The following is a 25,618-nucleotide window of genomic DNA, read 5'->3' as shown; positions in this document are numbered from 1 at the left end:
ACTGCTAACAGTGCTTGCAAAAGTTAGCACTGGGTCGTACCGTGGTTGTCCGTCGCACCGATCAACCAAGGGAGTTCACCAATGCCGCAGGAGGACAAGCTTGCCGCAGTGGTGTCCACGGCTGCGGCCGACATCGGCAGTTTCATCAGGGCACAGCGCGAGGCGGCGCAGGTGTCGGTGCGGCAACTGGCCGAAAAGGCCGGGGTCAGCAACCCGTATCTCTCCCAGATAGAGCGCGGGTTGCGCAAACCGTCCGCCGACGTGTTGAACCAGATCGCCAAGGCGTTGCGAGTCTCCGCCGAAGTTCTCTACGTACGGGCCGGGATTCTGGAGCCCAGTGAGACCAGCGAAGTACGTGACGCCATCATCACCGACACCGCGATCACCGAGCGGCAAAAGCAGGTTCTGCTCGACATCTACACGTCATTCGTCCAGCAAAACGAAGCCCAGCAAAACGACGCTGCCCGTGAGGAGTCCACCCCTGCCTAACTCCCGTTGAGCCGGTCGAAAACCGCACCGAGAAACCACCCCGCAATCAATGCATTGAAAGGAAACACCATGCCCGAAAACCCGACCACCGACGATCTGCGGGCCCCGTTGCTCGCCGCGCTGGGCGCCGCCGACTTGGCCCTGGCCACCGTCAACGACCTGCTCGCCGAGTTGCGTGAACGCGCGGAAGAGGCTCGCACCGACACCCGCAGCCGGGTCGAGGAGCGGCGCGCGCGGCTGGCCAAGCGCCGGGAGGAGCTGCCCGAGCAGCTGCGCGAACAGCTGCGCGACTTGCGTCAGCGGTTCACCGCCGAGGAGCTGCGCTCAGCAGCCGAAGGCTATCTGGAAGCCGCCACCAACCGGTACAACGAGCTGGTCGAACGCGGCGAGCTGGCCCTGGAGCGGTTGCGCAGCCAGGGCCGGTTCGAGGAGGCGTCGGCGCGTGCCGAAGGCTACGTCGACCAGGCCGTCGAGTTGACCCAGGAGGCGCTGGGCACCGTCGCGTCGCAAACCCGTGCGGTCGGCGAGCGCGCCGCCAAGCTGGTCGGCATCGAGCTGCCCAAGAAACAGCCAGCCGCGAAGAAGGCCCCCGCCAAGGGCGCTCCGGCCAAAAAGACCGCCAAAAAGACGCCGGTCAAGAAGGCGCCCGCCAAGAAGTCGCCGGCCAAGAAGGTCACCCAGAAGTAATTCGGTCCGGCCGCTGCCCGCTGCGGCAGCGGCCGGTCAACCAGACACTCGGCTCCGAGTCGCCTCGCCGAGGCGGCTCGGAGTCGACGTCTGGGACATAACCCGCATAGGCTTACGGCGTGATGCTTCAAGGCTTGGCGGGTGACGTCCTCATCATCTTGCAGATCGCGATCGCGCTGACGACGCTGTACGCGTTCGTGCATGCGGCAATGCAGCGGCCCGACGCCTACACCGCCGCGGAGAAGCTGACCAAGCCGGTGTGGCTGATCATCCTCGGCGCGGCGATTGTGCTGACCCTGCTGCTGGGTCCGCTGGGGATGGCGATCGGTGCTTGCGCGGCGGGCGTCTACCTGGTCGATGTGCGGCCGAAACTGCTGGAAATCCAAGGCAAATCGCACTAGCAGCATGCGGGCTCCGGTAAGCGTCGCGGCGGTGGTCGTGGCGCTGCTGGGCGCCGGTCCGGCCTGGGCCGATTCGGGCGCGGGGGCGGTGCCGCCGTTCGTCGACCACACGGAATGGGTGCACTGGGGCAACCTGTCCAGCCTGCGGGTCTACCCGACACCGTCGGGCCGTGCAGCCGCCAGCCGGCAGGCCGACCCTGACGAGGCGTGGACCGAAGTGCTCGCGCTGGCTCCCGACGCCGACGGCCCCGGCATGCGCGCACAATTCGTCTGCCACTGGCAGCTGGCCGAGCTGGCGCAGCCCGGCAAGGCCAGCTGGAATCTCGAGCCGTGGCGGCCGGTCGTCGACGACGCCACGATGGTCGCTTCCGGCTGCAACCCCGGCGGGCCCGAAGAACCGGTGTAGTGCCGGCCCGGCTCACTCGCAACGAGGTGGCGGCTCTCGTCGACCACACCCTGCTCAAACCCGAGGCGACAGCTGCCGACGTGGCTGCCGTCGCCGCCGAAGCCGCCGAGCTTGGTGCCCACGCGGTGTGCGTCTCGCCGTCGATGGTGCCTGTTGCCGTGGGCACCGGTGTGCGGGTCGCCGCGGTCGCGGGTTTTCCGTCGGGCAAGCACCTGCCGGTGGTCAAGGCGCAGGAGGCGGCACTGGCGGTGAGCGCGGGCGCCAGCGAGATCGACATGGTTCTCGACATCGGCGCCGCACTGGCCGGCGACCTGGCCGCGGTGCGCTCCGAGGTTGCCGCGGTGCGCGCCGCCGTGCCCGCGGCGGTGCTGAAGGTGATCGTGGAGTCCGCGGTGCTGCTGGCGCTGCGCGACGCCGACGCCCTGGTGCGAGTGTGCCGCGCCGCCGAGGACGGCGGCGCCGATTTCGTCAAGACCTCCACCGGGTTTCATCCCGCCGGCGGAGCGTCGGTGCGCGCCGTCGCGCTGATGGCCCAAGCCGTCGGCGGGCGGATCGGCATCAAGGCCAGCGGCGGCATCCGCACCGCCGCCGACGCGGTGGCCATGCTGGAGGCGGGTGCGACCCGGCTGGGGTTGTCCGCTACCCGCGCGGTGCTCGACGGACTGGGCTGACCTCAGAGGTTTCCGAAGCAGTCCTGACCGGTCTGCGGCTGCGACGACGACGCCGGGATGGTGGCGTTTTGGCTCGAAAATGTGGCCTCCACACCGGAGTCGGTGACCTTGACGCTGTCGGCATGGATGCCCAGCGGATAGTTTTGGGTCGCCTTGGCAGTGAGGTCGTCGAGGTTTTTTTGCACCGTATTCGTCGACAATTTCGAGCCCAGCGCCCGCAGCTCGACGAGCTGCAGCGACAGCCCGTTGTTGGCGATCTGCGGCTTGACGGTGGCGCTGTCCAACAGGCCCTTGAGCTGCACGGTGCCGTCGCTGGGGCTGGTGGTGACCTTGCTGGTCACCAGGCTGCCCAACACCGGGATGGCATCTTGGATGGACTCCTTAATGCCCTCCGACGACCAGGCGATGGTGCCGTTGAGCGCCCCGATCGTGCCCTTGGAGTTGCCTGAGTTGGCCAGTCGCACATCGTGGATGTCGAGGCTGATCTTCATGCCCTTGGCGCTGCGCACCTGGTTGCCCGCGGTCTGCACCGAAATGTTGGTGTAGTGACCGGTGATGTACTGCCACAACACCGGCGGGGTCACGGCAAAGGACACACTGGCGCTGTCTTGAACCTCGCACTGCACCGCGTTGGTCACCTTGCTGTCCGCGGTGTGGCGGGTGTAGAGCTCGGCGCCGATCAGCCCGGCCAGGACTAGCGCCACCACGGTCACCAGGGCCAGGACGACGGCCGTCGGGTTTCGGAAGAAGCCGCGCTGCGTATTCACGCCAGTGTCCTTCGACGGCGGGAGGGTGGACAGTCGGGTCGTGGCCTGCTCTGTCTGCTGCGGGGGCCCGGGCGGCTGCGGTTGCTGGCCGGGGGAACGACCAACCTGCGGCGGCGGTGCGGCCGGTGGCGGGCCGAGATGTTGCGGTCGCTGAACCGGTGGCGGCGGGCCGGGCTGACGCGGCCGCGGACCGGGCTGGCGGCGCGGCTCCTGGGGACGGCCGGCATATGGGATCCGCTGGGTCGGCGACTGGGACGGCGGCGAGGTGGGCTGCGGCCGGGGAGCGGCCGGGCGCGCCCATTCGGACGGGTCGCCGCGCGAGGGCCCTTGCGGAGTCGTCACCAGCGCGATTGTGCCCTATCGGGCTGATTGACGTCCACGTGGTCTACAGCTTGGCGAAACACGGATCCGAATCACCCGGCGGAATCGATGCGTCACGAGTCGAAAAATGCGCTGTCACACCGTCACTGGTGACCTTCACGCTGTCGGCGTGGATGCCGAGCGGAAAGTCGTTGGTCAGGGTCGAGGCAAAGGTGTCCAACGCCGATTGCGCGGTCTCGTGGGGCACCGGGGTGCCCAGCGCCGTCACCTTGACCACCTGCAGCGACAGCCCGTTGCTTGCCACCTGGGGCTTGATCGTGACACTGCCCAGTCCCATCGCGCCCCGCAATTCGATGGTGCCGTCGCCGGGGTTGGTCCGCACAGTGTTGACCAGACCGCCGAGGAACGGGACCGAGTCGGCCACTGTCTGCTTGATGCCGTCCGATGACCAGGTCACATTGGCGTCCAGCGCGCCGATGGTGCCCTTCGAGTCGGCGCCGCCGTGCAGGTCGACCTTGTCGATGTGAACGTCGGCTTTCATCCCCTTGGCGCCGCGGATTTGGTTGCCTGCGGTCTGAATGGAGATATCGCCGTAGTTGCCGGTGAGGTGCTGTAGCAAGAACGGGGTGGGCCCAAACGACACGCTGACCTTGTCCTGCACCACGCATTCGGTCGCCGCGGCCACCACACTGTCGGCGCGATGGCGGGCATACAGTTCGGCGGCGATGACACCGGCGATCAGCAGCGCCAGCACGATGACGACAACCAGCACAATCGACAGTGGGTCGCGGAACGGGCGGCGCTTGGTCTTCACTGGTGCTGGTGTGCCCTCCGACGGCGGCTGGCCGGGCGGCGGCGCAGCGGGGTATGCCTGCGGGTACGGCGGCGGCACCGCCGGGTAGTCCAGCGTCGGCTGCGCCGGTGCGCCGGGGGGCGCTTCAGCCTGACCGGGCACCGGCTCGGTGCGCTCACCTTCAGGCTGCTGATCGGACGGCATCTGGCCGGTCGGCGCGTCGGACGGCGCCGGGGGTTGTTCGGCCGGGCGCTCACCTTCCGGGCGGGCCCATGGCGACGGGTCCTCCTGCGGCGGCCCTTGCGGATTGGTCACCCGCGCGATTCTGCCTTATCGACCTGAGGGATCGCTGCCTGATTTTGCAGCACGGCGATCGTGTCACGGGCCGCCGCGACGGCGTCGAGGTCGATGTCGGCGAGCACCAGCGCGGGTTGGGCGCCCGCCGACGCCACCACCTCGCCGAACGGCGAGGCCACCAGGCTGCCACCGACGCCCAGCGGCGCCTTGGAATCGGTCCGGCCCGGGTCGGCCTGTCCGGCAGCGGCGACGTAGCTCGCGGAGTCGAGCGCGCGGGCCCGGGCCAGCAGCTTCCACTGCTCAAGCTTGCCGGGGCCGGCGCCCCAGGACGCGCTGACCGTGATCAGCTGCGCACCGCGGCGGGCCAGCTCTACGTAGAGCCCGGGAAACCGGATGTCGTAGCACGTCGTCAACCCGACGTCGACGCCGTCGACGCTGATCGTCACGGGCTCGCGACCCGGGGCGACGGTGCGCGACTCGGTGAAACCGAACGCGTCATAGAGGTGGATCTTGTGATAGTGAGCGTCGACACCTCGCCCCGTCGCGATCAGCGTGTTGGTGACCCGCCCGTCCTCGGCGGGCGTGAACATGCCCGCGATCACGGTGATGCCGGTGTCCGCCGCGATGAGGCGCACGCCGTTGGCCCAGGGCCCGTCGACCGGCTCGGCGATCGGCGCCAACGGGACACCGAACCGGCACATGGCTGCTTCGGGGAACACCACCAGCGTCGCGCCCGCTTCGGCGGCCCGGCTGCTGTACTCGCGCACCAGCTGGAGGTTCGCCGCCGGGTCGGTGCCGCTAAGGATCTGCGCCAACGCAATCCGCACGAGCACAGCCTAATGGGGCCGGTCATGCGTTCTGGCTGATCCACATGGTGGTGAAACGCTGCTCGGCGATCAGCAGCTCGACGAGTTGGCTGCCGATGAAGTTCTCGATTTTGCCGCCCACCAGCGGGATACGCACCTCGACGGTGGCCCGGAAGGTCAGCCGTGCTCCGCCGGACTCCGGCGGCGGCGCCAACACCGCGGTACCGGTGAGTCCTACCGGCGCGTCGAGGATCGATCCGGTGACGGTCGCATGCGCGGTGCCGCCGATGACCGGCCCCCATGTCTCCTCACGCCGAATGCACAAGTCTCGGGGGTGAAACTGGGTGACCAGACCGGGCAGCCGGTCACTGCGCAACACCTGGGTGGTGACCACGTCGATGCTGCCGTCGTCGCTGACGCTCATGGACTCCAGGGCGGCGTCGTCGGCACCGGAATCGGCCAGTCGCGCCAGCCAATAGCTTTCGTCGCTGAATGCCCGATGCACCTGTTCGACAGTCGCGCCGTAGTCCGTGGACATGTCGAATGAACGCGGCATAGCAGGTCAGGCTACCGTTACGGCCCATGAAACGGGGCGGTGTCGGGTCGCGGTTTTCCGGCGCGCACGTCGCGCAGTCGGTGCCCTTGGCGCCGCTGACCACATTGCGGATCGGCCCGATCGCGACCCGCGTCATCACCTGCACCAGTGTCGAGCAGGTGGTCGCCACGATGCGGCAGCTGGACGCCGACCGTGTCGAACCGGTGCTGGTGCTGGCCGGGGGCTCCAACGTGGTCATCGCCGACGACCTGACCGGGCTGACCGTCGTGCGGATGGCCAACGACCGCATCACGATCGACGGCCGCATCGTGCGCGCCGAGGCCGGCGCGGTGTGGGACGACGTCGTGGTCGCAGCCATCGAGCACGGCCTCGGCGGGCTGGAGTGCATGTCCGGTATCCCGGGCTCGGCCGGCGCCACCCCGGTGCAAAACGTCGGCGCGTACGGCGCCGAGGTGGCCGACACCATCACCCGGGTTCGGCTGTTGGACCGGCGCAGCGGTCAGGTGCGTTGGGTACCGGCGAGCGAACTGCGGTTCGGGTATCGGACCAGCATCCTCAAGCACGCCGACGGCGGGCTGCGGGTGCCCGCCGTGGTGTTGGAGGTGGAGTTCGCGCTGGACGACTCGGGCCGCAGCGCGCCGCTGCGCTACGGCGAGCTGACCGCTGCGCTGGGTGTCGACATCGGCGACCGGGCCGACCCCGCAGCGGTCCGCCGGGCGGTGCTGGGGCTGCGCAGACGCAAAGGCATGGTGCTGGACGCCGCCGACCACGACACCTGGAGTGTCGGCTCGTTCTTCACCAATCCCGTTGTGACGCAGGATGTTTACCAGCGAGTGGCCGATCGGGCCGACGGCCCGGTGCCGCACTGGCCAACACCGGGGGGAGTCAAACTGGCCGCGGGCTGGCTGGTCGAGCAGGCCGGATTCAGCAAGGGCTACCCGGCTGAGAGAGGAGCCGCCTGCCGCCTGTCGACCAAGCATGCGCTCGCGTTGACCAACCGCGGGCACGCCAGCGCCGCCGACGTGGTGGCGCTCGCGCGCACCGTCCGCGACGGGGTCCGCGATGTGTTTGGCATCACACTTATCCCAGAACCGGTGCTGGTCGGCTGCGTTCTGTAGCCGCGGCTGTCCGGAGCGGACCGTTACCACCGGTATCTTGGTGTGCCGTGAGCACACCGCGCGCCCTGCCGCCGATCGACCGGCGTCGGGCATTGAGCGTGCTTGCGGCGGGGCTGTTCGCCCCCAGTGTGCTGGCCGCCTGCGCCGGCGGTACCGGCACACAAACCGAAAAGCGCAAAGCTCCGCCGCCACCACGTCTGACGTTTCATCCCGTCAACGCCGCCAGCGGTGTCGTGCCCACCGCGCCGGTCAGCGCCGAGGTCCGCGACGGATGGTTTCAGCATGTGACGCTGACGAATCCGGCAGGCAAGGTCGTTGCGGGCAGGCTCAACCGCGACCGCACGGTCTATACGATTACCGAGCCGCTTGGCTACGACGCCACCTACACCTGGAGCGGTTCGGTGGTCGGTCACGACGGCAAGGCCGTTCCGGTGGTGAGCAAGTTCACCACCGTGACACCCACCAAGGTCATCAACGGCGGATTCCAACTCGCGGACGGCCAGACCGTCGGGATCGCGGCACCGATCATCATCCAATTCGACGCACCGATCGCCGACAAGGCCGCAGTCGAGCGGGCCCTTTCCGTCACCACTGACCCGCCGGTCGAAGGCAGCTGGGCGTGGCTGCCCGACGAAGCGCAGGGATCGCGGGTGCACTGGCGCACCCGCGAGTACTACCCGGCGGGCACCAAGGTCAACGTCGAGGCCAAGCTCTACGGACTGGCGTTCGGGGATGGCGCCTACGGCAAGCAAGACATGAGCCTGAACTTCCAAATCGGGCGTCGCCAGATCGTCAAGGCTGAAGTGTCCTCGCACCGCATCCAGGTGATCCGGGACGAAGGTGTCATCATGGACTTCCCGTGCAGCTACGGCGAGGCCGACCAGCCGCGAAATGTCACCCGCAATGGAATCCACGTCGTCACCGAGAAATACGCCGACTTCTACATGTCCAACCCGGCTGCCGGCTACAGCAATATCCACGAGCGTTGGGCCGTTCGCATTTCCAACAACGGCGAATTCATCCACGCCAATCCGGCGAGTGCTGGCGCGCAAGGCAATACGAATGTCACCAACGGCTGCATCAACCTTTCAACCGCCGACGCCGAACAGTACTTCAACAGCGCGATCTACGGCGACCCGGTCGAAGTGACCGGCAGTTCGATCCAGCTGTCCTACGCCGACGGCGACATCTGGGACTGGGCCGTCGATTGGGACACCTGGCGGGGCATGTCGGCGCTGCCGCAGCCCAGCGGATCCAAACCGGCACCGGCGGCGATGCCCCGCACCGCTCCGGCCACGCCCAGCGACGCCCCCACCTTGTCGGGCACGCCCACCGCGACGCGCCCTAGCGTGCGACCCGGCGGCTAGCGCTGGCCTGGTCGCGGGGCCTGATCACGACCCGGTCAATGTTGACATGCGACGGCCGGGCGGCCACGAACCCGATCACCTCGGCGACGTCTTCGGCCACCAGCGGTGTCATGCCCGCGTAGACGTCGTCGGCGCGCTGCTGATCGCCGGCGAAGCGGACCAACGAGAACTCGGTCCGCACTGCGCCAGGCGCAATCTCGGTGAGCCGCACCGGCTTTCCCAGCAACTCGCCGCGCAGGGTGCGGTGCAGCGCGCTTTGCGCATGCTTGGCCGAGGTGTAGCCGGAGCCGCCGTCGTAGATCTCGAATGCGGCCACCGAGGTGACGGTGACGATCAGCCCGTCGCCGGAGTCGATCAGTTTGGGCAACAGCGCCCGAGTCACCCGCAGCGTGCCCAGCACATTGGTCTCCCACATCCAGCGCCAATGCTCGAGGTCGGCGTCGGCAACCGGTTCGAGTCCCTTGGCCCCGCCGGCATTGTTGACCAGCACGTCTACCCGGCTCAGCCTGCGAGCCAGGGCGTCCACAGCTGTGTCGTCGGTCACATCGGCGACCACGGCGGTGCCGCCGATCTCGTCGGCCAGCGCCGCGACCCGGTCCGCGCGGCGGGCCACCGCGACCACGTGAAAGCCTTGTGCGGCAAGGGTTCTTGCGGTCGCGGCGCCGATTCCGGAGCTGGCACCGGTGACCACCGCAACACGCTTGTCCGCCCGAGCGATCGTCATCGGACCAACTCTAGATAACCGTGCTAAATTCCCTCGTGTGTACCTGAGCGCCGTGCTGGGTCTGTGTCCCATCGCAGACTGTGCGTGTTGTTGCCGCGCAGTCTGCGCCTGCTGAGCGACCAAAAATCCAATAGCTGGTGTGGCCAGGCCCGCCGCAGGAACTCGACAAGGACACCCGTGCGCTCGACCACCCTTCACTCACATACCCGTAAGCCGGTACCGCGTTCCCGCTACCACGTGGTGGCGCCGTCGCTGCACCTCTCCGACGCCGCCGCGGCATCGGTCTTGAGGGCCGTGCGGCTGCGCGGCCCGATCGGTCGCGACGTCATCGCCACCGCCACCTCGCTCAGCATCGCGACGGTCAACCGCCAGGTCATCGCCCTGGTCGAGGCTGGACTGCTGCGTGAGCGCGCGGACCTGGCCGTCGCCGGGGCCATCGGACGGCCCCGCGTTCCCGTCGAAGTCAACCACGAGCCGTTCCTGACCCTCGGCATCCACATCGGCGCGCGGACCACCAACATCGTGGCCACCGACCTGCTGGGCCGCACCCTCGACGCCGTCGAAACCCCGACCCCGCTGTCGGCACCGGGGTCCGCGCTGGCCTCGCTGGCTGACGGCGCCCTTCGGTACCTGCGGCGCTGGCATCGGCGCCGGCCGCTGTGGGTCGGGGTGGCCATCGGCGGCGTGGTCGACGGCACCGCCGGCTACGTCGACCACCCTCGGTTGGGCTGGCGTCAGGCACCGGTGGGCCCGGTGCTGGCCGAAGCGCTGGGCCTGCCGGTGTCGGTGGCGTCTCACGTCGACGCGATGGCCGGCGCCGAGTTGTTGCTCGGGATGCGCCGCTTCGCGCCCAACTCGTCGACCAGCCTGTACGTCTACGCCCGCGAGACCGTGGGATATGCGCTGGTGATCGGCGGTCGGGTGCACAGCCCGGCCAGCGGCCCGGGCACCATCGCCAATCTGCCGGCCCAGTCGGAGTTGCTGGGCGGCTCGGGGCAGCTGGAATCGACGGTCAGCGACGAGGCGGTGCTGGCGGCGGCGCGCCGGCTGCGGATCCTGCCGGCGGTCCGCAACGGCGGGCCCGCCTCCGCGATGACCGAGCTGATCAAGGCGGCGCGCAACGGCAACCAGCAAGCCCGAGAACTCCTGGCCGAGCGCGCGCGAGTGCTCGGCGAGGCAGTGGCGTTGCTGCGTGATCTGCTCAATCCCGACGACCTAGTGGTCGGCGGCCAGGCGTTCACCGAGTACCCGGAGGGTATGGAGCACGTCAAAGCGGCATTCGCCGCGCGTTCGGTGCTGCCCGCGCGCGCTATCCAGCTCACCGCGTTCGGCAACCGGGTGCAGGAAGCCGGGGCGGGGATCGTTTCACTGGGCGGGCTCTACGCCGATCCGCTCGGCGGGATGCGCCGTGCCCTGGGCGGACCCGCCCGTGGCGCGTTCGGGTCGTCGCTGCCTGCCGCGGGCGCCGCTGCTCCCGACACGTCGGCGTGAGCGGCGGCGCTCCGGGCGGTCGCGCGCGGTGCTGTAAAGATGGCGGTGTGCGCAACCGCGAACTGCCCCGGCTCGGCATTTCCCAATGAGGTCCCGTTTGAACGATCCGCGCCGGGTGGCGGTGCTGTCGGTGCACACCTCGCCCCTGGCACAGCCGGGCATCGGCGACGCCGGCGGGATGAACGTCTACGTGCTGCAAACCGCGCTGCATTTGGCTCGTCGCGGCGTCGAGGTGGAGATCTTCACCCGGGCCACCGCGTCGACCGATCCACCGACGGTGCGGGTCGCGCCCGGTGTGCTGGTCCGCAATGTGGTGGCCGGTCCGTTCGAGGGCCTCGACAAATACGACCTGCCTACCCAGCTGTGCGCGTTCGCCGCCGGAGTGTTGCGCGCAGAAGCCGCCCACGAGCCCGGCTATTACGACATCGTGCACTCGCACTACTGGCTGTCCGGGCAGGTCGGCTGGCTGGCCCGAGACCGCTGGGCGGTGCCTCTGGTACACACCGCGCACACGCTGGCCGCGGTGAAGAACGCGGCGCTGGCCGAGGGTGACACGCCCGAACCGCCGCTGCGCACGGTCGGCGAACAACAGGTGGTCGACGAGGCCGACCGGCTGATCGTCAACACCAATGCCGAAGCAGGACAACTGGTTTCGTTGCATAGTGCCGACCCGTCCCGGATTGACGTGGCTCATCCCGGGGTGGACCTCGACGTGTTCCGTCCCGGTGATCGCCGCGCGGCCCGAGCCGCGCTGGGCCTTCCGTTCGACGAGCGTGTGGTGGCCTTCGTCGGCCGGATCCAGCCGCTGAAGGGCCCCGATGTTTTGTTGCGCGCGGCGGCCAAACTGCCGCGGGTGCGCATCGTTGTGGCCGGCGGGCCGTCGGGCAGCGGCATGGTGGCGCCGGACGGTTTGGTTCGCCTGGCCGACGAATTGGGTATCTCCGCGAGGGTGACGTTCCTGCCGCCCCAGGACCGCGAGGAGCTGGCCCGGTTGTTTCAGGCCGCAGACCTGGTCGCGGTGCCCAGTTATTCGGAGTCGTTCGGGTTGGTCGCCGTAGAGGCGCAGGCCTGCGGCACGCCGGTGGTGGCGGCTGCGGTCGGCGGGTTGCCGGTGGCCGTGCGTGACGGGATCAGCGGTACCCTGGTGGCCGGCCACGACGTCGACCGGTGGGCGGATGCCATCGACGAGCTGCTGCGGCTGGGCGCCGGGCCGCGGGCCTGGGCGATGAGCCATTCGGCGGTAAGGCACGCCGCGCGGTTTTCCTGGGAGAACACCGTCGACGCGTTGCTGGCCAGCTACCGTCGCGCGATCAGCGAGTTCGGCGCCGCCCGGCGGCGGCCGGTCCGCGGTCTGGCATCGGCGCGCCGGCCTCGCCACTGGGCGGCGCCGCGGGGGTGGTGCACCAGTGAGCGATGGCGAGCAGCAGCAGCGGAGCGCGGCGGCCATGACCGACGTGCAGCAGGTGATCGAGGACGCGCTTAAAGCCAGCAAGCTGACCTACACCCGGCACGAGGGTGCGCACGGCGGGCTGCCCGGGCTGATCGTGGAACTGCCCGGCGAACGCAAGCTCAAGACCAACACCATCTTGAGCATCGGCGAACACTCGGTGCGCGTCGAGGCGTTCGTCTGCCGCAAACCCGACGAAAACCACGAGGGTGTCTACCGGTTCCTGCTGCAACGCAACCGGCGGCTCTACGGGGTGGCCTACACGCTGGACAATGTGGGCGATATCTACCTGGTGGGCCGGATGTCGTTGGCCTCGGTGGACGCCGACGAGATTGACCGGGTGCTCGGTCAGGTGCTTGAAGCGGTGGATTCGGACTTTAATACCTTGCTGGAGTTGGGTTTTCGTTCGTCGATCCAGAAAGAGTGGGAATGGCGGGTGTCCCGCGGTGCGTCGCTGAAGAACCTGCAGGCGTTCGCCCACCTCATCGACGAAGAAGACCGTCGAGACGGTCGGGCCTGATTTCGTGAGAGACTTGCCGGCATGCGAGACGCTGGCACGCTGGTGCTGCTGCGGCACGGCGAAAGCGACTGGAACGCGCGCAACCTGTTCACCGGGTGGGTCGACGTCGACCTGACCGACAAGGGGCGCGCCGAAGCGGTGCGCAGCGGCGAGTTGCTCGTCGAGCACAACCTGCTGCCCGACGTGGTCTACACCTCGCTGCTGCGCCGTGCGATCACCACCGCGAATCTGGCGTTGGACACCGCCGACCGGCATTGGATTCCGGTGCACCGCAGCTGGCGGCTCAACGAACGCCACTACGGAGCGCTGCAGGGGTTGGACAAGTCCGACATCAAGTCGCGTTACGGCGAACAGCAGTTCATGGCGTGGCGGCGCAGCTATGACACTCGGCCACCGCCGATCGAGAGGGGCAGCCGGTTCAGCCAGGACACCGACCCGCGCTACGCGGACATCGGCGGCGGTCCGCTGACCGAGTGCCTGGCCGACGTGGTCGCGCGGTTCCTGCCGTATTTCACCGACGTCATCGTGCCCGACCTGCGGTTCGGCAAGACCGTGTTGATCGCCGCGCACGGCAACTCGCTGCGAGCCCTGGTGAAGTATTTGGACGGCATGTCCGACGACGAGATCGTCGGGCTGAACATCCCGACCGGCATTCCGCTGCGCTACGACCTCGACGCGAACCTCAAGCCGGTGGTGGCGGGCGGCAGCTATCTCGACCCGGAGGCGGCCGCCGCCGGTGCGGCCGCGGTCGCGAGCCAGGGCGCCAGATGATCCGGCTTTTCAGCGACCGGTCGGCAAACATCGCGTAAACAATGGCCGAATACCTGCGCCGTTAGGTGTGACTTGTCCGATTTTGGCCGCGCGCCGCTAGGGCCGCGTTCACCCGATTTGTAGGATTTTTGTGTGACTGTGTTCTCGGCGCTGGTGCTGGCCGGGGTGTTGTCTTCGATGGCATTGGGCGTCGGTATAACGGCGGGCACCCGGCTGGCAACTCGAGTCGTCGAGCGTCGACGACGGGTGGCCGCCGAATGGACCGGGATCACCATTTCGCAGATGCTGGAGCGCATCGTCGCGCTGTCTCCGGTGGGAACCGCGGTCGTCGACCGGCACCGCGACGTGGTCTATCTCAACGACCAGGCCAGGGAACTGGGGCTGGTGCACGACCGCCAACTTGACGACGAGGCTTGGCGGGCCGCGCAGCGGGTGCTGGGCAGTGGCGACGATTTCGAGTTCGACATCTCGCCGGACAAGCGCACCGCGCCGGGCCGGTCCGGGCTGTCTGTGCACGGAATTGCCCGGCTGCTCAGCGAGGAAGATCGCCGCTTTGCCGTGGTTTTCGTCTACGACCAGTCGGAGTACGCCCGGATGGAGGCGACCCGGCGCGATTTCGTGGCCAACGTCAGCCACGAACTCAAGACACCGGTCGGCGCGATGGCCGTGCTCGCCGAGGCTTTGTTGGCGTCCGCCGATGACCCCGAGACGGTGCGGCGGTTCGCCGAGAAAGTACTGGTGGAGGCCAACCGGCTGGGCGACATGGTCGGCGAACTGATCGAACTGTCCCGCCTGCAGGGCGCGGAGCGGTTGCCCGATCTGTCCGATGTCGATGTCGATACCGTTGTAGCCGAAGCGATTTCACGCCACAAAGTCGCTGCGGACAATGCTGATATTGAGGTGCGAACCGACGAGCCCAGCGGCTTGCGGGTGCTGGGCAACCAGAGCTTGCTCGTCACCGCGCTGGCCAACCTGGTGTCCAACGCGATCGCGTATTCACCGCGCGGATCGCTGGTGTCGATCAGCCGTCGTCGTCGCGGCGACAACGTCGAAATCGCTGTCACCGACCGTGGCATCGGCATCCCGCGCAAAGACCAGGAGCGGGTGTTTGAGCGGTTCTTCCGAGGCGACAAGGCCCGCTCACGTGCGACCGGCGGCAGCGGGCTGGGGTTGGCGATCGTCAAGCATGTCGCGGCCAACCACAACGGAAGCATCGGGCTGTGGAGCCAGCCGGGGACGGGTTCGACGTTCACGTTGTCGATTCCGGCCTACCGCGGCAACGATGAAAAACCGGAGGAACCAGTGCGGCGCGAGATGCGCCCCACGCGAGCCCAACGAGAGGAAGAACTGCGCCGATGACACGCGCCGACGACGATGCAGAGCGCAGCGATGAGGAGGAGTGGCGCCGATGACACGCGCCGACGACGATGCAGAGCGCAGCGATGAGGAGGAGTGGCGCCGATGACACGCGCCGACGACGATGCAGAGCGCAGCGATGAGGAGGAGTGGCGCCGATGACTAGCGTACTGATCGTGGAGGACGAGGAGTCGCTGGCCGATCCCCTCGCATTTTTGTTGCGCCGCGAGGGATTCGAAGCGACCGTCGTCACCGACGGTCCATCGGCACTGGCCGAGTTCGACCGGGCCGGCGCGGACATTGTGCTGCTCGACTTGATGCTGCCGGGCATGTCCGGCACCGACGTGTGCAAGCAGCTGCGGGCCCGTTCCAGCGTGCCGGTGATCATGGTCACCGCCCGCGACAGCGAAATCGACAAGGTAGTGGGGTTGGAGCTGGGTGCGGATGACTACGTGACCAAACCGTATTCGGCGCGCGAGCTGATCGCGCGTATTCGTGCCGTGCTTCGCCGGGGCGGCGACGACGACTCGGAAGTCAGCGACGGCGTCCTGGAAGCCGGACCGGTGCGGATGGATGTTGAGCGGCACATTGTCTCAGTGAATGGCAAGCCAATTACCTTGCCGCTCAAAGAGTTCGACCTGCTCGAGTACCTGATGCGCAACAGTGGCCGCGTGCTGACCCGCGGCCAGCTGATCGATCGGGTGTGGGGCGCGGACTACGTCGGCGACACCAAAACCCTCGATGTCCACGTCAAGCGGCTGCGCTCCAAGATCGAAGCTGATCCGGCCAATCCGGTGCACCTGGTGACGGTGCGCGGCCTGGGTTACAAGCTGGAGGGCTAAGCGCGGGCAGCTCGCGCATGACAACGCCTCGCCAGTGACGGCCAATATGCTGTCTGCCGGGGTCGTAAACCGCTCCGTCAACCACAAAGGGCGTCGCGCAACGCGCCCAATTCACGGTGTGACACGCCTGACGCGCGTTATAGGGATATTTTTAAAAATACCGTAAAGTACCGCGTTACGAAGCGCGATATTTCACGTGATTACAGACGGGACGTGCAATGGCGCTCGCGCACTTTGTTTCACCAGTAATCGTGCGGTGCGCTCCAGATGTGCCACGAAACGAAGTTGCCAGCGGTGGAGGTCCAGCCGAACTGGTCTGCCCGCGTTCCGTCTTTCCGCTCCGAGGAGGTGCCATATGACTTGAGGCACCGGTTTTTACTGTGAAAGGTCAAAGCGGCTCGTCCTGCGAAACAGAGTTCGGATAATCCACGTGACAACACATGTAAGGGGCAGACATGTATGACGACCAAAGCCATCGAATGGGTGCCGAAGACGCAAAGATGTTGCGGGAGTGCGGCGTTCACAAGATCGTCATAGCGGATCATGACGGCGGCTGTTTGGCGTACTTGTTAGCTTGGGGCATGTTCGGGTATGACGCGGAGACCGACACCTACGTGTGCTTCACCGATCGCGACGGCAAGGAGTTGATGACGGTGTACACGGAAGGCGACGTCAAACCAGACCCCACAACGGGCACCTATGCCGTGACGGCGCCGACCGCTGCCACTTCGCCGAGCGAGGTTGCGTTGCGCTGAAGGCCTCAGGCTAGGGCCGGGCTAGTCGATGGCCGTCTGGGTGTAACATAGACCGTCCGTACGGTTAAGTTCAGCGGAGGTCTTAAGTGCCCAGATCGGCTGGCCGGCGTGGTGAGATTCTCGACGCTTTCGTCCGCTATGTCGCCGAGCGTGGCTATGAGAGAACGAATATCGGTGACATTGCCGACGAACTCGGCATGTCAAAGGGCACCATCGTCCACCACTTCGGCACCAAGGCCCAGATGCTGCGTGAACTCGAGGAAACGCACCTGGCGCGCCAACTTTCCGTTACCCGGATGCTGTGGGATCGCCTCGTTACCCCGCAGGAACGGATAGCCGCGGTCATCTTCGCCTCCGTGCTCATGCAGGTGCTGGCGCGCGACGCCACGGTCGCCAGCCAGCGCGAGGTCGTGCAGTTGTCGGACGATCCAGTGATGCGGAAAGTGCGCAAGCAGCGGCGCGATCTTCAGGCGCTCACGGTTGCCGAAATCGACAGGGGCATAGGGGAAGGCGTGTTCCGGCAGGTAGACAGCGAACTCGCGGCGTGGCAGCTGTGGGGGTCGCTGCAGTGGATGTGGGTGTGGTTCGATCGCCGCGACTCGCGCACGCCAGAGCAGGTGGGCGCGGCATTCGTCGACATATTCCTTGGCGGGCTGCTGTTCGACCGCTTGGGCCTTAGCCGATGGACCGATCCGGAAGGCGACATCGTTGCTCTGGTACGAGAATGCCTCGCCACGGTCGCCGGCCAGGGTTAGCAATCCTTGCCGTGCCGTTAGCCCGCTGGGCCTACGACCGGCTACGGCGCACCAGGCGACACGGCAGAACCGCAGTTAAGCCCGTACTTGACTATACGTGCGGTCAGTATCATAGTAGGCGCCGTGGCTCACACGACGGCGCCGACGGCACCGACACGGCTCAGTGACTACGTCCGCGACCAACTTCAGGCACCGTTGGGCGTCGTCGGCGGGTTCGCCCGCATGTGTGTGCTGACCGGAAAGGCATTGTGTAGAACGCCTTTCCAGTGGCGCGAGTTCATTGAGCAGTGCTGGTTCATCATGCGGGTGGCGCTGCTTCCCACCATCGCGGTATCCATCCCGCTGACCGTGCTCATCATCTTCACGCTCAACACCTTGCTGGCTGCGTTTGGCGCCGCTGACGTTTCGGGCGCAGGGGCAGCGCTGGGCGCGGTCACTCAGCTGGGACCGCTGACCACGGTCTTGGTGATCGCCGGTGCCGGATCGACGGCCATCTGCGCCGACTTAGGTGCACGCACGATCCGTGAGGAGATCGACGCGATGGAGGTGCTCGGCATCGACCCCATCTACCGGCTGGTGGCTCCGCGCGTCGTCGCGGCAACCGTCGTCGCCACACTGCTCAACGGCACCGTCATCACCATCGGCTTGGTGGGCGGCTTCTTCTTCGGGGTCGAGATCCAAAACGTGTCCGGCGGCGCTTACCTGGCCACGCTGACCCTCATCACCGGTCTGCCCGAGGTGGTCATCGCGACCATCAAGGCCGCCGTGTTCGGGCTAATCGCCGGACTGGTCGGATGCTATCGCGGGCTGACGACCAAGGGCGGTCCCAAGGGCGTCGGCACCGCGGTCAACGAGACGCTGGTGTTGTGCGTGCTCGCGCTGTTCGCCGTCAATGTCGTGCTCACGACCATCGGCGTGCGCTTCGGGACGGGGCGTTGACATGTCGACCGCGACCGTTCTGCGCGCCCGATACCCCCGCACCGTCGCGGCGATCAACCGCTACGTCGGCGGTGCCTCCCGTGCACTCGACGAGGCAGGGCATCTGGCGCGATTCGCCGCGGCGGGCACCTGGTCAACGGGGTGGGCGCTGCGCCGCTACCGCATCGAGACGCTGCGGCTTATCGCCCAGATCGGCATGGGCACCGGGGCGATGGCAGTCATCGGCGGCACTGTGGCGATCATCGGATTCACGACGCTCTCCGGTGGCTCGCTGATCGCCATCCAGGGCTTCGCGTCGTTGGGCAACATCGGTGTTGAGGCATTCACCGGGTTTTTCGCCGCCCTGGCCAACGTGCGGGTAGTCACCGCGGTCGTCACCGGCATCGCACTCGCGGCCACGGTAGGCGCCGGTGCCACAGCCGAATTGGGTGCCATGCGCATCAGCGAGGAAATCGACGCCCTCGAAGTCATGGGCATTAAATCGATCGCATTCTTGGTGTCGACCCGCGTCGTTGCCGGGTTGGTGGTAATCATCCCGCTGTACGCGATGGCGCTGGTCATGTCGTTCCTGTCGGGCCAGACCGTCACCACGCTGTTCTACGGACAGTCGGTGGGCACCTACGAGCACTACTTCCGCACGTTCTTGCGCACCGAGGACGCGGTGTGGTCGGGCGTAGAAGTCGTCGTCATCGCGCTGATCGTGATGATCACGCACTGCTACTACGGATACAACGCCAGCGGCGGTCCCGTCGGTGTGGGGCAAGCCGTCGGCCGGTCCATGCGCTTCTCGCTGGTCTCGACGGTCATCGTAGTCTTGCTGACCTCGATGGGGCTCTATGGCGTCGACCCGAATTTCAACCTCACGGTGTAGCCCATGACGATCCCGACGACGCACCGGACGCCGCGTACGTGGCCGGACAAACTGGCGGGCTTGGGGCTATTGCTGGCTTGCATGCTCGTCCTTGCGTTGACATACGCGCAGTTTCGTGGCGACTTCAGCGCCAAGACGCGGTTGACGATGCTTGCCCCGCGGGCCGGGCTGGTGATGGATCGCGGGGCGAAGGTTACCTATAACGGCGTGAGCGTCGGTCGGGTAGCCGACATTGCCGAAGTCCAGCACGATGGGCAGCCCGCAGCCAGGTTGTCACTCGACGTGAACCCCAAGTACATCGAACTGATTCCAGCCAACGTGACCGCCAAGGTCGTTGCCACCACAGTATTCGGCAACAAGTATGTCGCTTTCAGCTCGCCGAAAAATCCCTCACCACAACGGATCACGCCCAAGCATGTGATCGACGCAAGATCGGTGACCACCGAATTCAATACGCTGTTCCAGACGATCACCGAGATTTCGGAGAAGGTCGACCCGGTCAAGGTGAACCTGACGCTCAGCGCCGCCGCCGAGGCGCTGAGCGGGTTGGGCGACAAATTCGGAGCATCGATCGTCAACGGCAACACCATCCTCGACGACGTCAATTCGCGGATGCCGACCATCCGCCACGACATCCGGCAACTCGCGGCTTTAGCCGACACCTACGCCCAGGCCGCGCCCGATCTCTTCGACTTCCTCGACAACGCGGTGACCACCGCGCGCACCCTCAACCATCAGCAAAAAGATTTGGACACTGCACTTTTGGCGGCGGCCGGCTTCGGCAACACCGGCGAGCAGATCCTCAAACGAAGCCAGCCCTATCTCGTGCGTGTGGCCGCCGACCTGGTGGCCACGGCCCGGCTGTTGGATACCTACAGCCCCGAGCTGTTCTGCACCATCCGCAACATCGCCGATCTCGTCCCCAAAATCACCGCGGTGGAAAGCGGCAACAGATATGCCGCACAGCTGGGCGCCGCGATCGTCGGCGGCGAAAACCCGTACGTCTATCCCGACAACCTGCCTCGGACAAACGCCAGAGGCGGACCCGGCGGCGCGCCGGGGTGCTGGCAACCCATCACCCGCGACCTGTGGCCAGCGCCGTATCTGGTGATGGACACCGGCAACAGCATTGCTCCCTACAACCACTTCGAGCTCAGCCAGCCTCTCGGCATCGAATACGTGTGGGGACGACAGTACGGGGAGAACACGATCAACCCATGAAACTCACCGGCACAGTTGTCCGACTTGCCGCCATCGCGTCGGTGCAGTTGGCGTTCACCGTCATCATCGTCATCGTCTTCGGGCAGGTGCGCTTCGACAAAACCAGCAGCTATGCGGCGGAGTTCAGCAACGCAAGCGGGCTACGTGTCGGCCAATTCGTCCGCGCCCACGGCGTTGAGGTCGGCAAGGTCAAAAGAGTCGACCTGGTCGACGACGACAGGCGAATACGCGTGGAATTCTCCGTCGACCGCTCGCTGCAGCTGTTTCAGTCGACGACCGCGCACATCCGCTACCAGGATTTGATCGGCAACCGATACGTAGAACTGGATCGCGGCCAGGGGGACGGGGCCGACCGTATCCTGTCGCCAGGCGGACTAATCCCGTTGTCGCATACACAGCCCGCCCTGGACCTCGACGCGTTGATCGGCGGTTTCAAGCCGCTGTTTCGGGCGCTGGATCCGGACAAGGTCAACACGATCGCGTCGGCGATCATCACCGTCTTCCAGGGTCAGGGCGGCACCATCAACGACATCCTTGACCAGACCGCTCAGCTCACTGCGCACTTGGCCGATCGCGACCGGGCCATCGGCGAGGTGATCACCAATTTGAACACCTTGTTGGAAATCACCGTCAAGCACCGAACCGAATTCGACCGCACCGTCGATGATTTCGAAAAGCTGATCACTGGTCTGCAGCAGCGGGCCGATCCGTTGGCCGCCAGCGTCGCGCACATCAGCAATGCCGCCGGAACGGTAGCCGACCTGCTCGCCGACAACCGCGCTCTGGTGCACAGCACTATCGGTTATTTGGAGGCCGTCGCCCAGCCGCTCGTCGACCAGCGAGACCAGCTCGACGACCTGCTGACCAAAACGCCGAAGGCGTTCAACCTCATCGGGCGCACCGGAGGTATTTACGGCGATTTTTTCAACTTCTACCTATGCGACGTGTCGCTCAAGGTCAACGGGCTTCAACCGGGCGGCCCGGTGCGCACGGTCAGGCTCTTCCATCAGCCGACGGGTAGGTGCACTCTGCAATGAGAACACTCGAACCGACCAACCGGGTCCGCGTCGGGGTGATGGCCATCGTGGTGGCGGTCCTCACGGTCGGTGTGGGTCAAAGCCTTACCAGTGTCCCGATGCTCTTCGCCCAGCCCAGCTATTACGGGCAGTTCAGCGATTCCGGGGGCGTGGGCAAGGGCGACAAAGTGCGCATCGCCGGCAAGGACGTCGGCAAAGTGGAAGCGGTCGAGATCGACGGCGACCACATCAAGGTGAAGTTCTCGACCGGGACTCACCTGATCGGAACCGAAAGTCGGCTCGCGATCAAGACCGACACCATCCTGGGCAAGAGGGTGCTCGAAGTCGAACCGCGGGGCACGGCCAGGCTTCGGCCGGGCGCCGCCCTACCGCTCGGCCAAAGCACCACGCCGTATCAGATTTACGACGCCTTCTTCGATGTCACCAAGGCCGCTGCCGGTTGGGATATCGACACCGTCAAACGGTCGCTAAACGTTTTGTCGCACACCATCGATCAGACCTACCCGCACCTTAGCGCCGCGCTGGACGGGGTGGCCAGATTCTCCGACACCCTCGGCAAGCGTGATGAAGAGATCAAACACCTTGTCGCCCAAGCCAGAAAAGTGGCCAAGGTTCTGGGTGATCGCAGTGAGCAGATCGATCGGTTGCTGGTGAACACGCAGACCCTGTTGGCAGCTTTCAACGAACGCGGACGTGCCATCGACACGCTGTTGCGCAACGTCTCCGCGTTCTCAACACAGCTGCAGGGACTGATCACCGACAACCCCAACTTGCACCATGTGCTCGAGCAGCTGCGCGTCGTCACCGACATGCTGGTCAAGCACAAAGACGACCTCGTCGCCGTGCTGATCAGCCTGCGCAACTACACCGCGGCGCTTAGCGAGGCGGTCAGCTCCGGGCCTTACTTCAAAGTGATGATCGCCAACCTGTTGCCCTATCAGATCTTGCAGCCGTGGGTGGACGCGGCGTTCAAGAAGCGGGGCATCGACCCCGAAGAGTTCTGGCGCAACGCCGGATTGCCCGCCTTCCGGTTCCCCGACCCCAACGGCACCCGCTTACCGAACGGGGCGCCGCCACCCGCGCCGCCGGTGCTGGAGGGTACACCAGATCATCCGGGACCCGCCGTCCCGCCTGGGACGCCGTGCTCGTACACGCCGACGCAAGACCTCCTGCCCCGGCCGTGGAATCCGTTGCCGTGCGCAGGCATAGATCAGAACCAGGGTCCCTTTGGTGCGTTGTCGTGGCCGAACTTGGCCCCACCCGATGTCCAGACTTCCGCGCCAAACCCGACCGGCCAGCCGCCGACCCCCGGCATCCCGATTGCCGGACGGCCCGGCGAGGCACCCCCGGACGTGCCCGGCGCAGCGGTGCCGCTTCCACCTAACGCGCCGCCGGGAGCACGCACCGAACCACTGGGACCGGTAGCAGGGCCGGTTCCGCCACCTGTGGTGCCGGCGGCGCCGCTGCCCCCGGGGCCGCCGGCACCACCTGGACCGGGTCCGCAACTCCCTGCTCCGTTCATCACGCCAGACGGCACCGGAGGTAGCAGCCGATGAGCACCATTTTCGATATCCGTCAGCTGCGGCTGCCGAAGCTGTCGCGGACATCGGTGATCGTGGCATCGCTTGTGACAGTGGTCGGCCTGGCGGCGGCATTCTCCGGCTGGCGGCTCTACCACAAACTCACCAACAGCACCGTGGTGGCCTACTTCGCGCAGGCAAACGCGCTCTACGCCGGGGACAAAGTCCAAATCATGGGCGTGCGAATCGGTTCCGTCGACACCATCGAGGCGGCCGGCGACAAGATGAAAGTGACATTTCACTACCAGAACAAGTACAAGGTGCCGGCCAACGCGTCGGCGGTGATCCTCAACCCAAGCCTGGTGGCGTCCCGGACGATCCAACTGGAACCGCCATACCGGGGCGGTCCGGTGCTGGGCGACAACGCGGTGATCCCGATCGAGCGCACCCAGGTGCCGGTCGAGTGGGACGACCTGCGCAACCAGGTCACCAATATCATTTCCAGGCTTGGCCCGACCAAGGACCAGCCCAGGGGTCCGTTCGGCGACATCGTCGAGTCGTTCGCCGATGGGCTGGCGGGCAAGGGTGCTCAGATCAACACCACTTTGACCAGCTTGTCGCAGGCGTTGACCGCGCTGAACGAGGGCCGCGGCGACTTCTTCGCCGTCCTGCGCAGCCTGGCCTCGTTCGTCAACGCACTCCACAAAGACGATAGGCGGTTCGTCGCGCTCAACCGCGACCTAGCGCGGTTCACCAACAGCTTGGCCAGCTCCGACCACGCCCTCGCCAGCGCCGTGCAGCAAACCGACACCCTGCTGTCCACCGCCCGGAAGTTCTTCGCCGAAAACCGCGAGGTGCTGACCCGTGACGTCAACAACCTCGGCGACGCGACGACCGCGCTTGTGCAACCGTCCGCGCAAGACGGCCTCGAGACCGGACTGCACGTACTGCCGCATTTCGCCGCGAACATCCTCGGCATCTACGAGCCTGCACACGGTGGGCTCACCGGGGTGCCGGCGCTGGTCAATTTCGCCAACCCAATGCAGTTCATTTGCAGCGCAATTCAGGCCGGCAGCCGGCTCGGCTATCAAGAGTCGGCCGAACTGTGCGCCCAATACCTGGCACCGATACTCGACGCCATCAAATTCAACTACTTCCCGTTCGGAATGAACCTGTTCAGCACCGCTGACACGCTGCCCAAAAACATCGCGTACTCCGAGCCGCGACTGCGGCCGCCGCCCGGGTACAAGGACACCACCGTCCCCGGCATCTTTGCGCGCGACACGCCGTGGTCGCACCGCAACTCCGAACCCGGCTGGATTGTCGCGCCAGGCCTGCAGGGGGTCCGAGTTCAGCCGGCAACGGCCGCCTTGCTTACACCAGAATCGTTGGCGGAGCTCATGGGTGGTCCCGACATCACACCTCCACCGCCAGGGCAGACGATGTCCGGACCACCCAATGCGTATGACGAGAACAACCCGTTGCCGCCGCCGTGGTACCCCCAGCCCCTACCCTCGCCGACGGCTGCCCCGCCTACGCCACCGGGACTGGGCCGATGATCTCCCGCATCGGCCACTGGGCCTGGCTGGGGCTAGCCCTGTTGGTGGCCACCATCGTGCTCAGCTCATGCGGGTGGCGCGGGATCGCCAATGTGCCAATCCCCGGCGGACCCGGCAGCGCCGCGGGCTCCTACACAGTCTACCTGCAGATGCCGGATACGTTGGCGCTCAACGGTAATAGCCGGGTCTTGGTCGCCGACGTCTTCGCCGGAACGGTGCGAAAAATCGAACTGAAGAACTGGGTTGCCACCCTGACCCTCAGCATCGACAGAGGGGTCCGGCTGCCCAAGAACGCCACCGCGAAGATCGGCCAGACTAGCCTACTGGGGTCTCAGCACGTGGAGTTGGCCGCACCGCGCAACCCGTCGCCGGAACCACTCAAAGACGGTGACACCATCCCGCTGAAGAACTCCTCGGCCTATCCCTCTATCGAGCAGACGTTGGCCAGCCTAGCCGTCGTCTTACGCGGCGGCGGCATCCCCAACCTCGAGGTCGTCCAAAACGAGGTCTACAACATCGTGACCGGGCGAGCCGGCCAGGTCCGGGATTTCCTCACCAAACTCGACACCTTCACCAGGGAGGTCAACCAGCAACGCGAAGACATCGCGCGCGCAATCGATTCCACCAACCGGCTGCTGTCGTATGCCGGCAAGCGATCAGCCACCGTTGAGCGGGTGCTCACCGAATTTCCGCCACTTCTCCACTATTTCGCGCAGAAACGTGATTTGTTCGCCGACGCGATCGATGCCATCGGGCGGATCAGCGATGTTGCCAATCAGGCATTGTCGGCTTCCCAGGGCAGTCTCCACCAAGACCTGCAGTCGCTGCAGCGACCGCTCAAGCAACTCGGGCGCGCCGCGCCGTATCTGGTCCAATCGCTGAATCTGTTGCTCTCACCGCCGTTCACCATGGACGCCCTGCCGAAAATCGTGCGGGGCGACTACATCAACGTTTCCGGCTCGTTCGATTTGACGCTGAGCACCGTCGACAACGCGATCCTTAGCGGAACCGGGTTCTCAGGCGCCCTGCGCGCTCTCGAGCAGTCGTGGGGGCGCGATCCCGCGACGATGATCCCAGACATCCGATTCACTCCCAACCCGGCTGACGCGCCCGTAGAGCGGGGCGAGTAGG

Annotated in this window: 26 protein-coding genes and 1 pseudogene; 22 read left to right on the top strand and 5 right to left on the bottom strand. The window is 66.4% G+C overall.

What is annotated here, in order from left to right:
- Positions 1-81 precede the first annotated feature (81 nt).
- The 5 genes from MHEC_RS21155 to deoC all read left to right on the top strand — a co-directional run bounded on the left by MHEC_RS21155 (position 82) and on the right by deoC (position 2,654).
- Positions 82-489 carry a helix-turn-helix domain-containing protein gene (locus MHEC_RS21155; RefSeq protein ID WP_003919718.1) on the top strand — a complete coding sequence of 136 codons (408 nt, stop codon included), beginning with the start codon at positions 82-84 and terminating at the stop codon, positions 487-489.
- Positions 490-558: 69 nt separating this feature from the next.
- Positions 559-1,176 (top strand): hypothetical protein, encoded by a 618-nt coding sequence (locus tag MHEC_RS21150; RefSeq protein WP_048889560.1) that lies wholly within the window; start codon positions 559-561, stop codon positions 1,174-1,176.
- Positions 1,177-1,298: 122 nt separating this feature from the next.
- A complete protein-coding gene (locus MHEC_RS21145) occupies positions 1,299-1,577 on the top strand; it encodes a DUF2516 family protein (RefSeq protein ID WP_082169461.1) in 279 nt (92 codons plus the stop codon).
- 4 nt (positions 1,578-1,581) lie between these two features.
- Complete coding sequence (locus MHEC_RS21140; RefSeq protein WP_048889562.1) at positions 1,582-1,983, top strand: DUF2599 domain-containing protein; 402 nt, start codon at positions 1,582-1,584, stop codon at positions 1,981-1,983.
- Positions 1,983-2,654, top strand: coding sequence for a deoxyribose-phosphate aldolase (deoC, locus tag MHEC_RS21135; RefSeq protein WP_048889563.1), 672 nt, complete (start codon positions 1,983-1,985; stop codon positions 2,652-2,654). The genes MHEC_RS21140 and deoC overlap by 1 nt, the downstream gene beginning before the upstream one ends.
- Before the next feature lie 2 nt (positions 2,655-2,656).
- On the opposite strand, the gene MHEC_RS21130 is transcribed toward deoC, so the two are convergent.
- Genes MHEC_RS21130 through MHEC_RS21115 form a run of 4 tightly spaced genes read right to left on the bottom strand, consistent with a single transcriptional unit; the run spans position 2,657 to position 6,194 of the window.
- Positions 2,657-3,763 (bottom strand): LmeA family phospholipid-binding protein, encoded by a 1,107-nt coding sequence (locus MHEC_RS21130; RefSeq protein WP_048889564.1) that lies wholly within the window; start codon positions 3,761-3,763, stop codon positions 2,657-2,659.
- Between the two features lie 43 nt (positions 3,764-3,806).
- Positions 3,807-4,850, bottom strand: a complete 1,044-nt coding sequence (locus tag MHEC_RS21125) for an LmeA family phospholipid-binding protein (protein WP_048889565.1) — start codon at positions 4,848-4,850, stop codon at positions 3,807-3,809.
- Positions 4,847-5,659 carry a carbon-nitrogen hydrolase family protein gene (locus tag MHEC_RS21120; protein WP_048889672.1) on the bottom strand — a complete coding sequence of 271 codons (813 nt, stop codon included), beginning with the start codon at positions 5,657-5,659 and terminating at the stop codon, positions 4,847-4,849. The genes MHEC_RS21125 and MHEC_RS21120 overlap by 4 nt, the downstream gene beginning before the upstream one ends.
- A gap of 22 nt (positions 5,660-5,681) precedes the next feature.
- The gene (locus MHEC_RS21115) at positions 5,682-6,194 is read right to left on the bottom strand and encodes a DUF2505 domain-containing protein (RefSeq protein ID WP_048889566.1); all 513 of its coding nucleotides are present in this window, start codon (positions 6,192-6,194) and stop codon (positions 5,682-5,684) included.
- A gap of 26 nt (positions 6,195-6,220) precedes the next feature.
- On the opposite strand from MHEC_RS21115, the gene MHEC_RS21110 reads away from it, so the two are divergent.
- Both MHEC_RS21110 and MHEC_RS21105 read left to right on the top strand, forming a co-directional pair.
- Positions 6,221-7,312, top strand: a complete 1,092-nt coding sequence (locus tag MHEC_RS21110; protein ID WP_048889567.1) for a UDP-N-acetylmuramate dehydrogenase — start codon at positions 6,221-6,223, stop codon at positions 7,310-7,312.
- On the top strand, positions 7,300-8,679 hold the full coding sequence (locus tag MHEC_RS21105) for a L,D-transpeptidase (RefSeq protein WP_372507362.1): 1,380 nt from the start codon (positions 7,300-7,302) through the stop codon (positions 8,677-8,679). The genes MHEC_RS21110 and MHEC_RS21105 overlap by 13 nt, the downstream gene beginning before the upstream one ends.
- Here the strand turns inward: MHEC_RS21105 and MHEC_RS21100 are convergent.
- A complete protein-coding gene (locus MHEC_RS21100) occupies positions 8,657-9,403 on the bottom strand; it encodes an SDR family NAD(P)-dependent oxidoreductase (protein ID WP_048889569.1) in 747 nt (248 codons plus the stop codon). The two genes, MHEC_RS21105 and MHEC_RS21100, sit on opposite strands and share 23 nt — an antisense overlap.
- Positions 9,404-9,580: 177 nt before the next feature.
- Between MHEC_RS21100 and MHEC_RS21095 the strand changes: the two genes are divergently transcribed.
- The 15 genes and pseudogenes from MHEC_RS21095 to MHEC_RS21025 all read left to right on the top strand — a co-directional run bounded on the left by MHEC_RS21095 (position 9,581) and on the right by MHEC_RS21025 (position 25,617).
- Positions 9,581-10,894 (top strand): ROK family transcriptional regulator, encoded by a 1,314-nt coding sequence (locus MHEC_RS21095; protein WP_048889570.1) that lies wholly within the window; start codon positions 9,581-9,583, stop codon positions 10,892-10,894.
- An 85-nt stretch (positions 10,895-10,979) separates the two neighbouring features.
- Positions 10,980-12,290, top strand: a pseudogene (mshA, locus tag MHEC_RS21090) (D-inositol-3-phosphate glycosyltransferase); the annotation flags it as partial.
- Positions 12,291-12,339: 49 nt separating this feature from the next.
- Complete coding sequence (locus tag MHEC_RS21085; protein ID WP_048889674.1) at positions 12,340-12,861, top strand: type III secretion system chaperone family protein; 522 nt, start codon at positions 12,340-12,342, stop codon at positions 12,859-12,861.
- A 21-nt stretch (positions 12,862-12,882) separates the two neighbouring features.
- Positions 12,883-13,632 carry a phosphoglyceromutase gene (locus tag MHEC_RS21080; RefSeq protein ID WP_048889571.1) on the top strand — a complete coding sequence of 250 codons (750 nt, stop codon included), beginning with the start codon at positions 12,883-12,885 and terminating at the stop codon, positions 13,630-13,632.
- 132 nt (positions 13,633-13,764) lie between these two features.
- Positions 13,765-14,991 (top strand): sensor histidine kinase, encoded by a 1,227-nt coding sequence (locus MHEC_RS21075; RefSeq protein ID WP_099868759.1) that lies wholly within the window; start codon positions 13,765-13,767, stop codon positions 14,989-14,991.
- A gap of 155 nt (positions 14,992-15,146) precedes the next feature.
- Positions 15,147-15,830: a two-component sensory transduction protein RegX gene (regX, locus tag MHEC_RS21070; protein WP_048889573.1), complete on the top strand. Its 684-nt coding sequence runs from the start codon at positions 15,147-15,149 to the stop codon at positions 15,828-15,830.
- A 455-nt stretch (positions 15,831-16,285) separates the two neighbouring features.
- Complete coding sequence (locus tag MHEC_RS21065; RefSeq protein ID WP_048889574.1) at positions 16,286-16,585, top strand: hypothetical protein; 300 nt, start codon at positions 16,286-16,288, stop codon at positions 16,583-16,585.
- 86 nt (positions 16,586-16,671) lie between these two features.
- Positions 16,672-17,340 (top strand): TetR/AcrR family transcriptional regulator, encoded by a 669-nt coding sequence (locus tag MHEC_RS21060; RefSeq protein WP_048889575.1) that lies wholly within the window; start codon positions 16,672-16,674, stop codon positions 17,338-17,340.
- Positions 17,341-17,562: 222 nt separating this feature from the next.
- Complete coding sequence (locus tag MHEC_RS21055; protein ID WP_372507363.1) at positions 17,563-18,279, top strand: MlaE family ABC transporter permease; 717 nt, start codon at positions 17,563-17,565, stop codon at positions 18,277-18,279.
- A 1-nt stretch (position 18,280) separates the two neighbouring features.
- Positions 18,281-19,150: an ABC transporter permease gene (locus MHEC_RS21050; protein ID WP_048889577.1), complete on the top strand. Its 870-nt coding sequence runs from the start codon at positions 18,281-18,283 to the stop codon at positions 19,148-19,150.
- 3 nt (positions 19,151-19,153) lie between these two features.
- Complete coding sequence (locus MHEC_RS21045) at positions 19,154-20,371, top strand: MCE family protein (protein WP_048889578.1); 1,218 nt, start codon at positions 19,154-19,156, stop codon at positions 20,369-20,371.
- Positions 20,368-21,408: a virulence factor Mce family protein gene (locus tag MHEC_RS21040; protein WP_048889579.1), complete on the top strand. Its 1,041-nt coding sequence runs from the start codon at positions 20,368-20,370 to the stop codon at positions 21,406-21,408. Before MHEC_RS21045 ends, MHEC_RS21040 begins: the two co-directional genes overlap by 4 nt.
- A complete protein-coding gene (locus MHEC_RS21035) occupies positions 21,405-22,964 on the top strand; it encodes a virulence factor Mce family protein (RefSeq protein WP_048889580.1) in 1,560 nt (519 codons plus the stop codon). The genes MHEC_RS21040 and MHEC_RS21035 overlap by 4 nt, the downstream gene beginning before the upstream one ends.
- A complete protein-coding gene (locus tag MHEC_RS21030) occupies positions 22,961-24,487 on the top strand; it encodes a virulence factor Mce family protein (RefSeq protein ID WP_048889581.1) in 1,527 nt (508 codons plus the stop codon). The genes MHEC_RS21035 and MHEC_RS21030 overlap by 4 nt, the downstream gene beginning before the upstream one ends.
- The gene (locus MHEC_RS21025; protein ID WP_048889582.1) at positions 24,484-25,617 is read left to right on the top strand and encodes a virulence factor Mce family protein; all 1,134 of its coding nucleotides are present in this window, start codon (positions 24,484-24,486) and stop codon (positions 25,615-25,617) included. The genes MHEC_RS21030 and MHEC_RS21025 overlap by 4 nt, the downstream gene beginning before the upstream one ends.
- Position 25,618: the final 1 nt, after the last annotated feature.

It is taken from the genome of Mycobacterium heckeshornense, from assembly GCF_016592155.1.
Lineage (GTDB): Bacteria > Actinomycetota > Actinomycetes > Mycobacteriales > Mycobacteriaceae > Mycobacterium > Mycobacterium heckeshornense.
The sequence above is the reverse complement of the archived record's forward strand: the minus strand, read 5'-3'. Positions and strand labels throughout refer to the sequence as shown.

Bases quoted from the DNA above. Each gene is read 5' to 3' on its own strand.
- MHEC_RS21030 (WP_048889581.1), top strand. From the start codon at position 22,961: ATGAGCACCATTTTCGATATCCGTCAGCTGCGGCTGCCGAAGCTGTCG.
- MHEC_RS21035 (WP_048889580.1), top strand. From the start codon at position 21,405: ATGAGAACACTCGAACCGACCAACCGGGTCCGCGTCGGGGTGATGGCC.
- MHEC_RS21155 (WP_003919718.1), top strand. From the start codon at position 82: ATGCCGCAGGAGGACAAGCTTGCCGCAGTGGTGTCCACGGCTGCGGCC.
- MHEC_RS21115 (WP_048889566.1), bottom strand. From the start codon at position 6,194: ATGCCGCGTTCATTCGACATGTCCACGGACTACGGCGCGACTGTCGAA.
- MHEC_RS21145 (WP_082169461.1), top strand. From the start codon at position 1,299: ATGCTTCAAGGCTTGGCGGGTGACGTCCTCATCATCTTGCAGATCGCG.
- MHEC_RS21055 (WP_372507363.1), top strand. From the start codon at position 17,563: ATGTGTGTGCTGACCGGAAAGGCATTGTGTAGAACGCCTTTCCAGTGG.
- MHEC_RS21050 (WP_048889577.1), top strand. From the start codon at position 18,281: ATGTCGACCGCGACCGTTCTGCGCGCCCGATACCCCCGCACCGTCGCG.
- MHEC_RS21045 (WP_048889578.1), top strand. From the start codon at position 19,154: ATGACGATCCCGACGACGCACCGGACGCCGCGTACGTGGCCGGACAAA.
- MHEC_RS21080 (WP_048889571.1), top strand. From the start codon at position 12,883: ATGCGAGACGCTGGCACGCTGGTGCTGCTGCGGCACGGCGAAAGCGAC.
- MHEC_RS21110 (WP_048889567.1), top strand. From the start codon at position 6,221: ATGAAACGGGGCGGTGTCGGGTCGCGGTTTTCCGGCGCGCACGTCGCG.
- MHEC_RS21065 (WP_048889574.1), top strand. From the start codon at position 16,286: ATGTATGACGACCAAAGCCATCGAATGGGTGCCGAAGACGCAAAGATG.
- MHEC_RS21150 (WP_048889560.1), top strand. From the start codon at position 559: ATGCCCGAAAACCCGACCACCGACGATCTGCGGGCCCCGTTGCTCGCC.
- regX (WP_048889573.1), top strand. From the start codon at position 15,147: ATGACTAGCGTACTGATCGTGGAGGACGAGGAGTCGCTGGCCGATCCC.
- MHEC_RS21085 (WP_048889674.1), top strand. From the start codon at position 12,340: ATGACCGACGTGCAGCAGGTGATCGAGGACGCGCTTAAAGCCAGCAAG.
- MHEC_RS21040 (WP_048889579.1), top strand. From the start codon at position 20,368: ATGAAACTCACCGGCACAGTTGTCCGACTTGCCGCCATCGCGTCGGTG.
- MHEC_RS21140 (WP_048889562.1), top strand. From the start codon at position 1,582: ATGCGGGCTCCGGTAAGCGTCGCGGCGGTGGTCGTGGCGCTGCTGGGC.
- MHEC_RS21100 (WP_048889569.1), bottom strand. From the start codon at position 9,403: ATGACGATCGCTCGGGCGGACAAGCGTGTTGCGGTGGTCACCGGTGCC.
- MHEC_RS21025 (WP_048889582.1), top strand. From the start codon at position 24,484: ATGATCTCCCGCATCGGCCACTGGGCCTGGCTGGGGCTAGCCCTGTTG.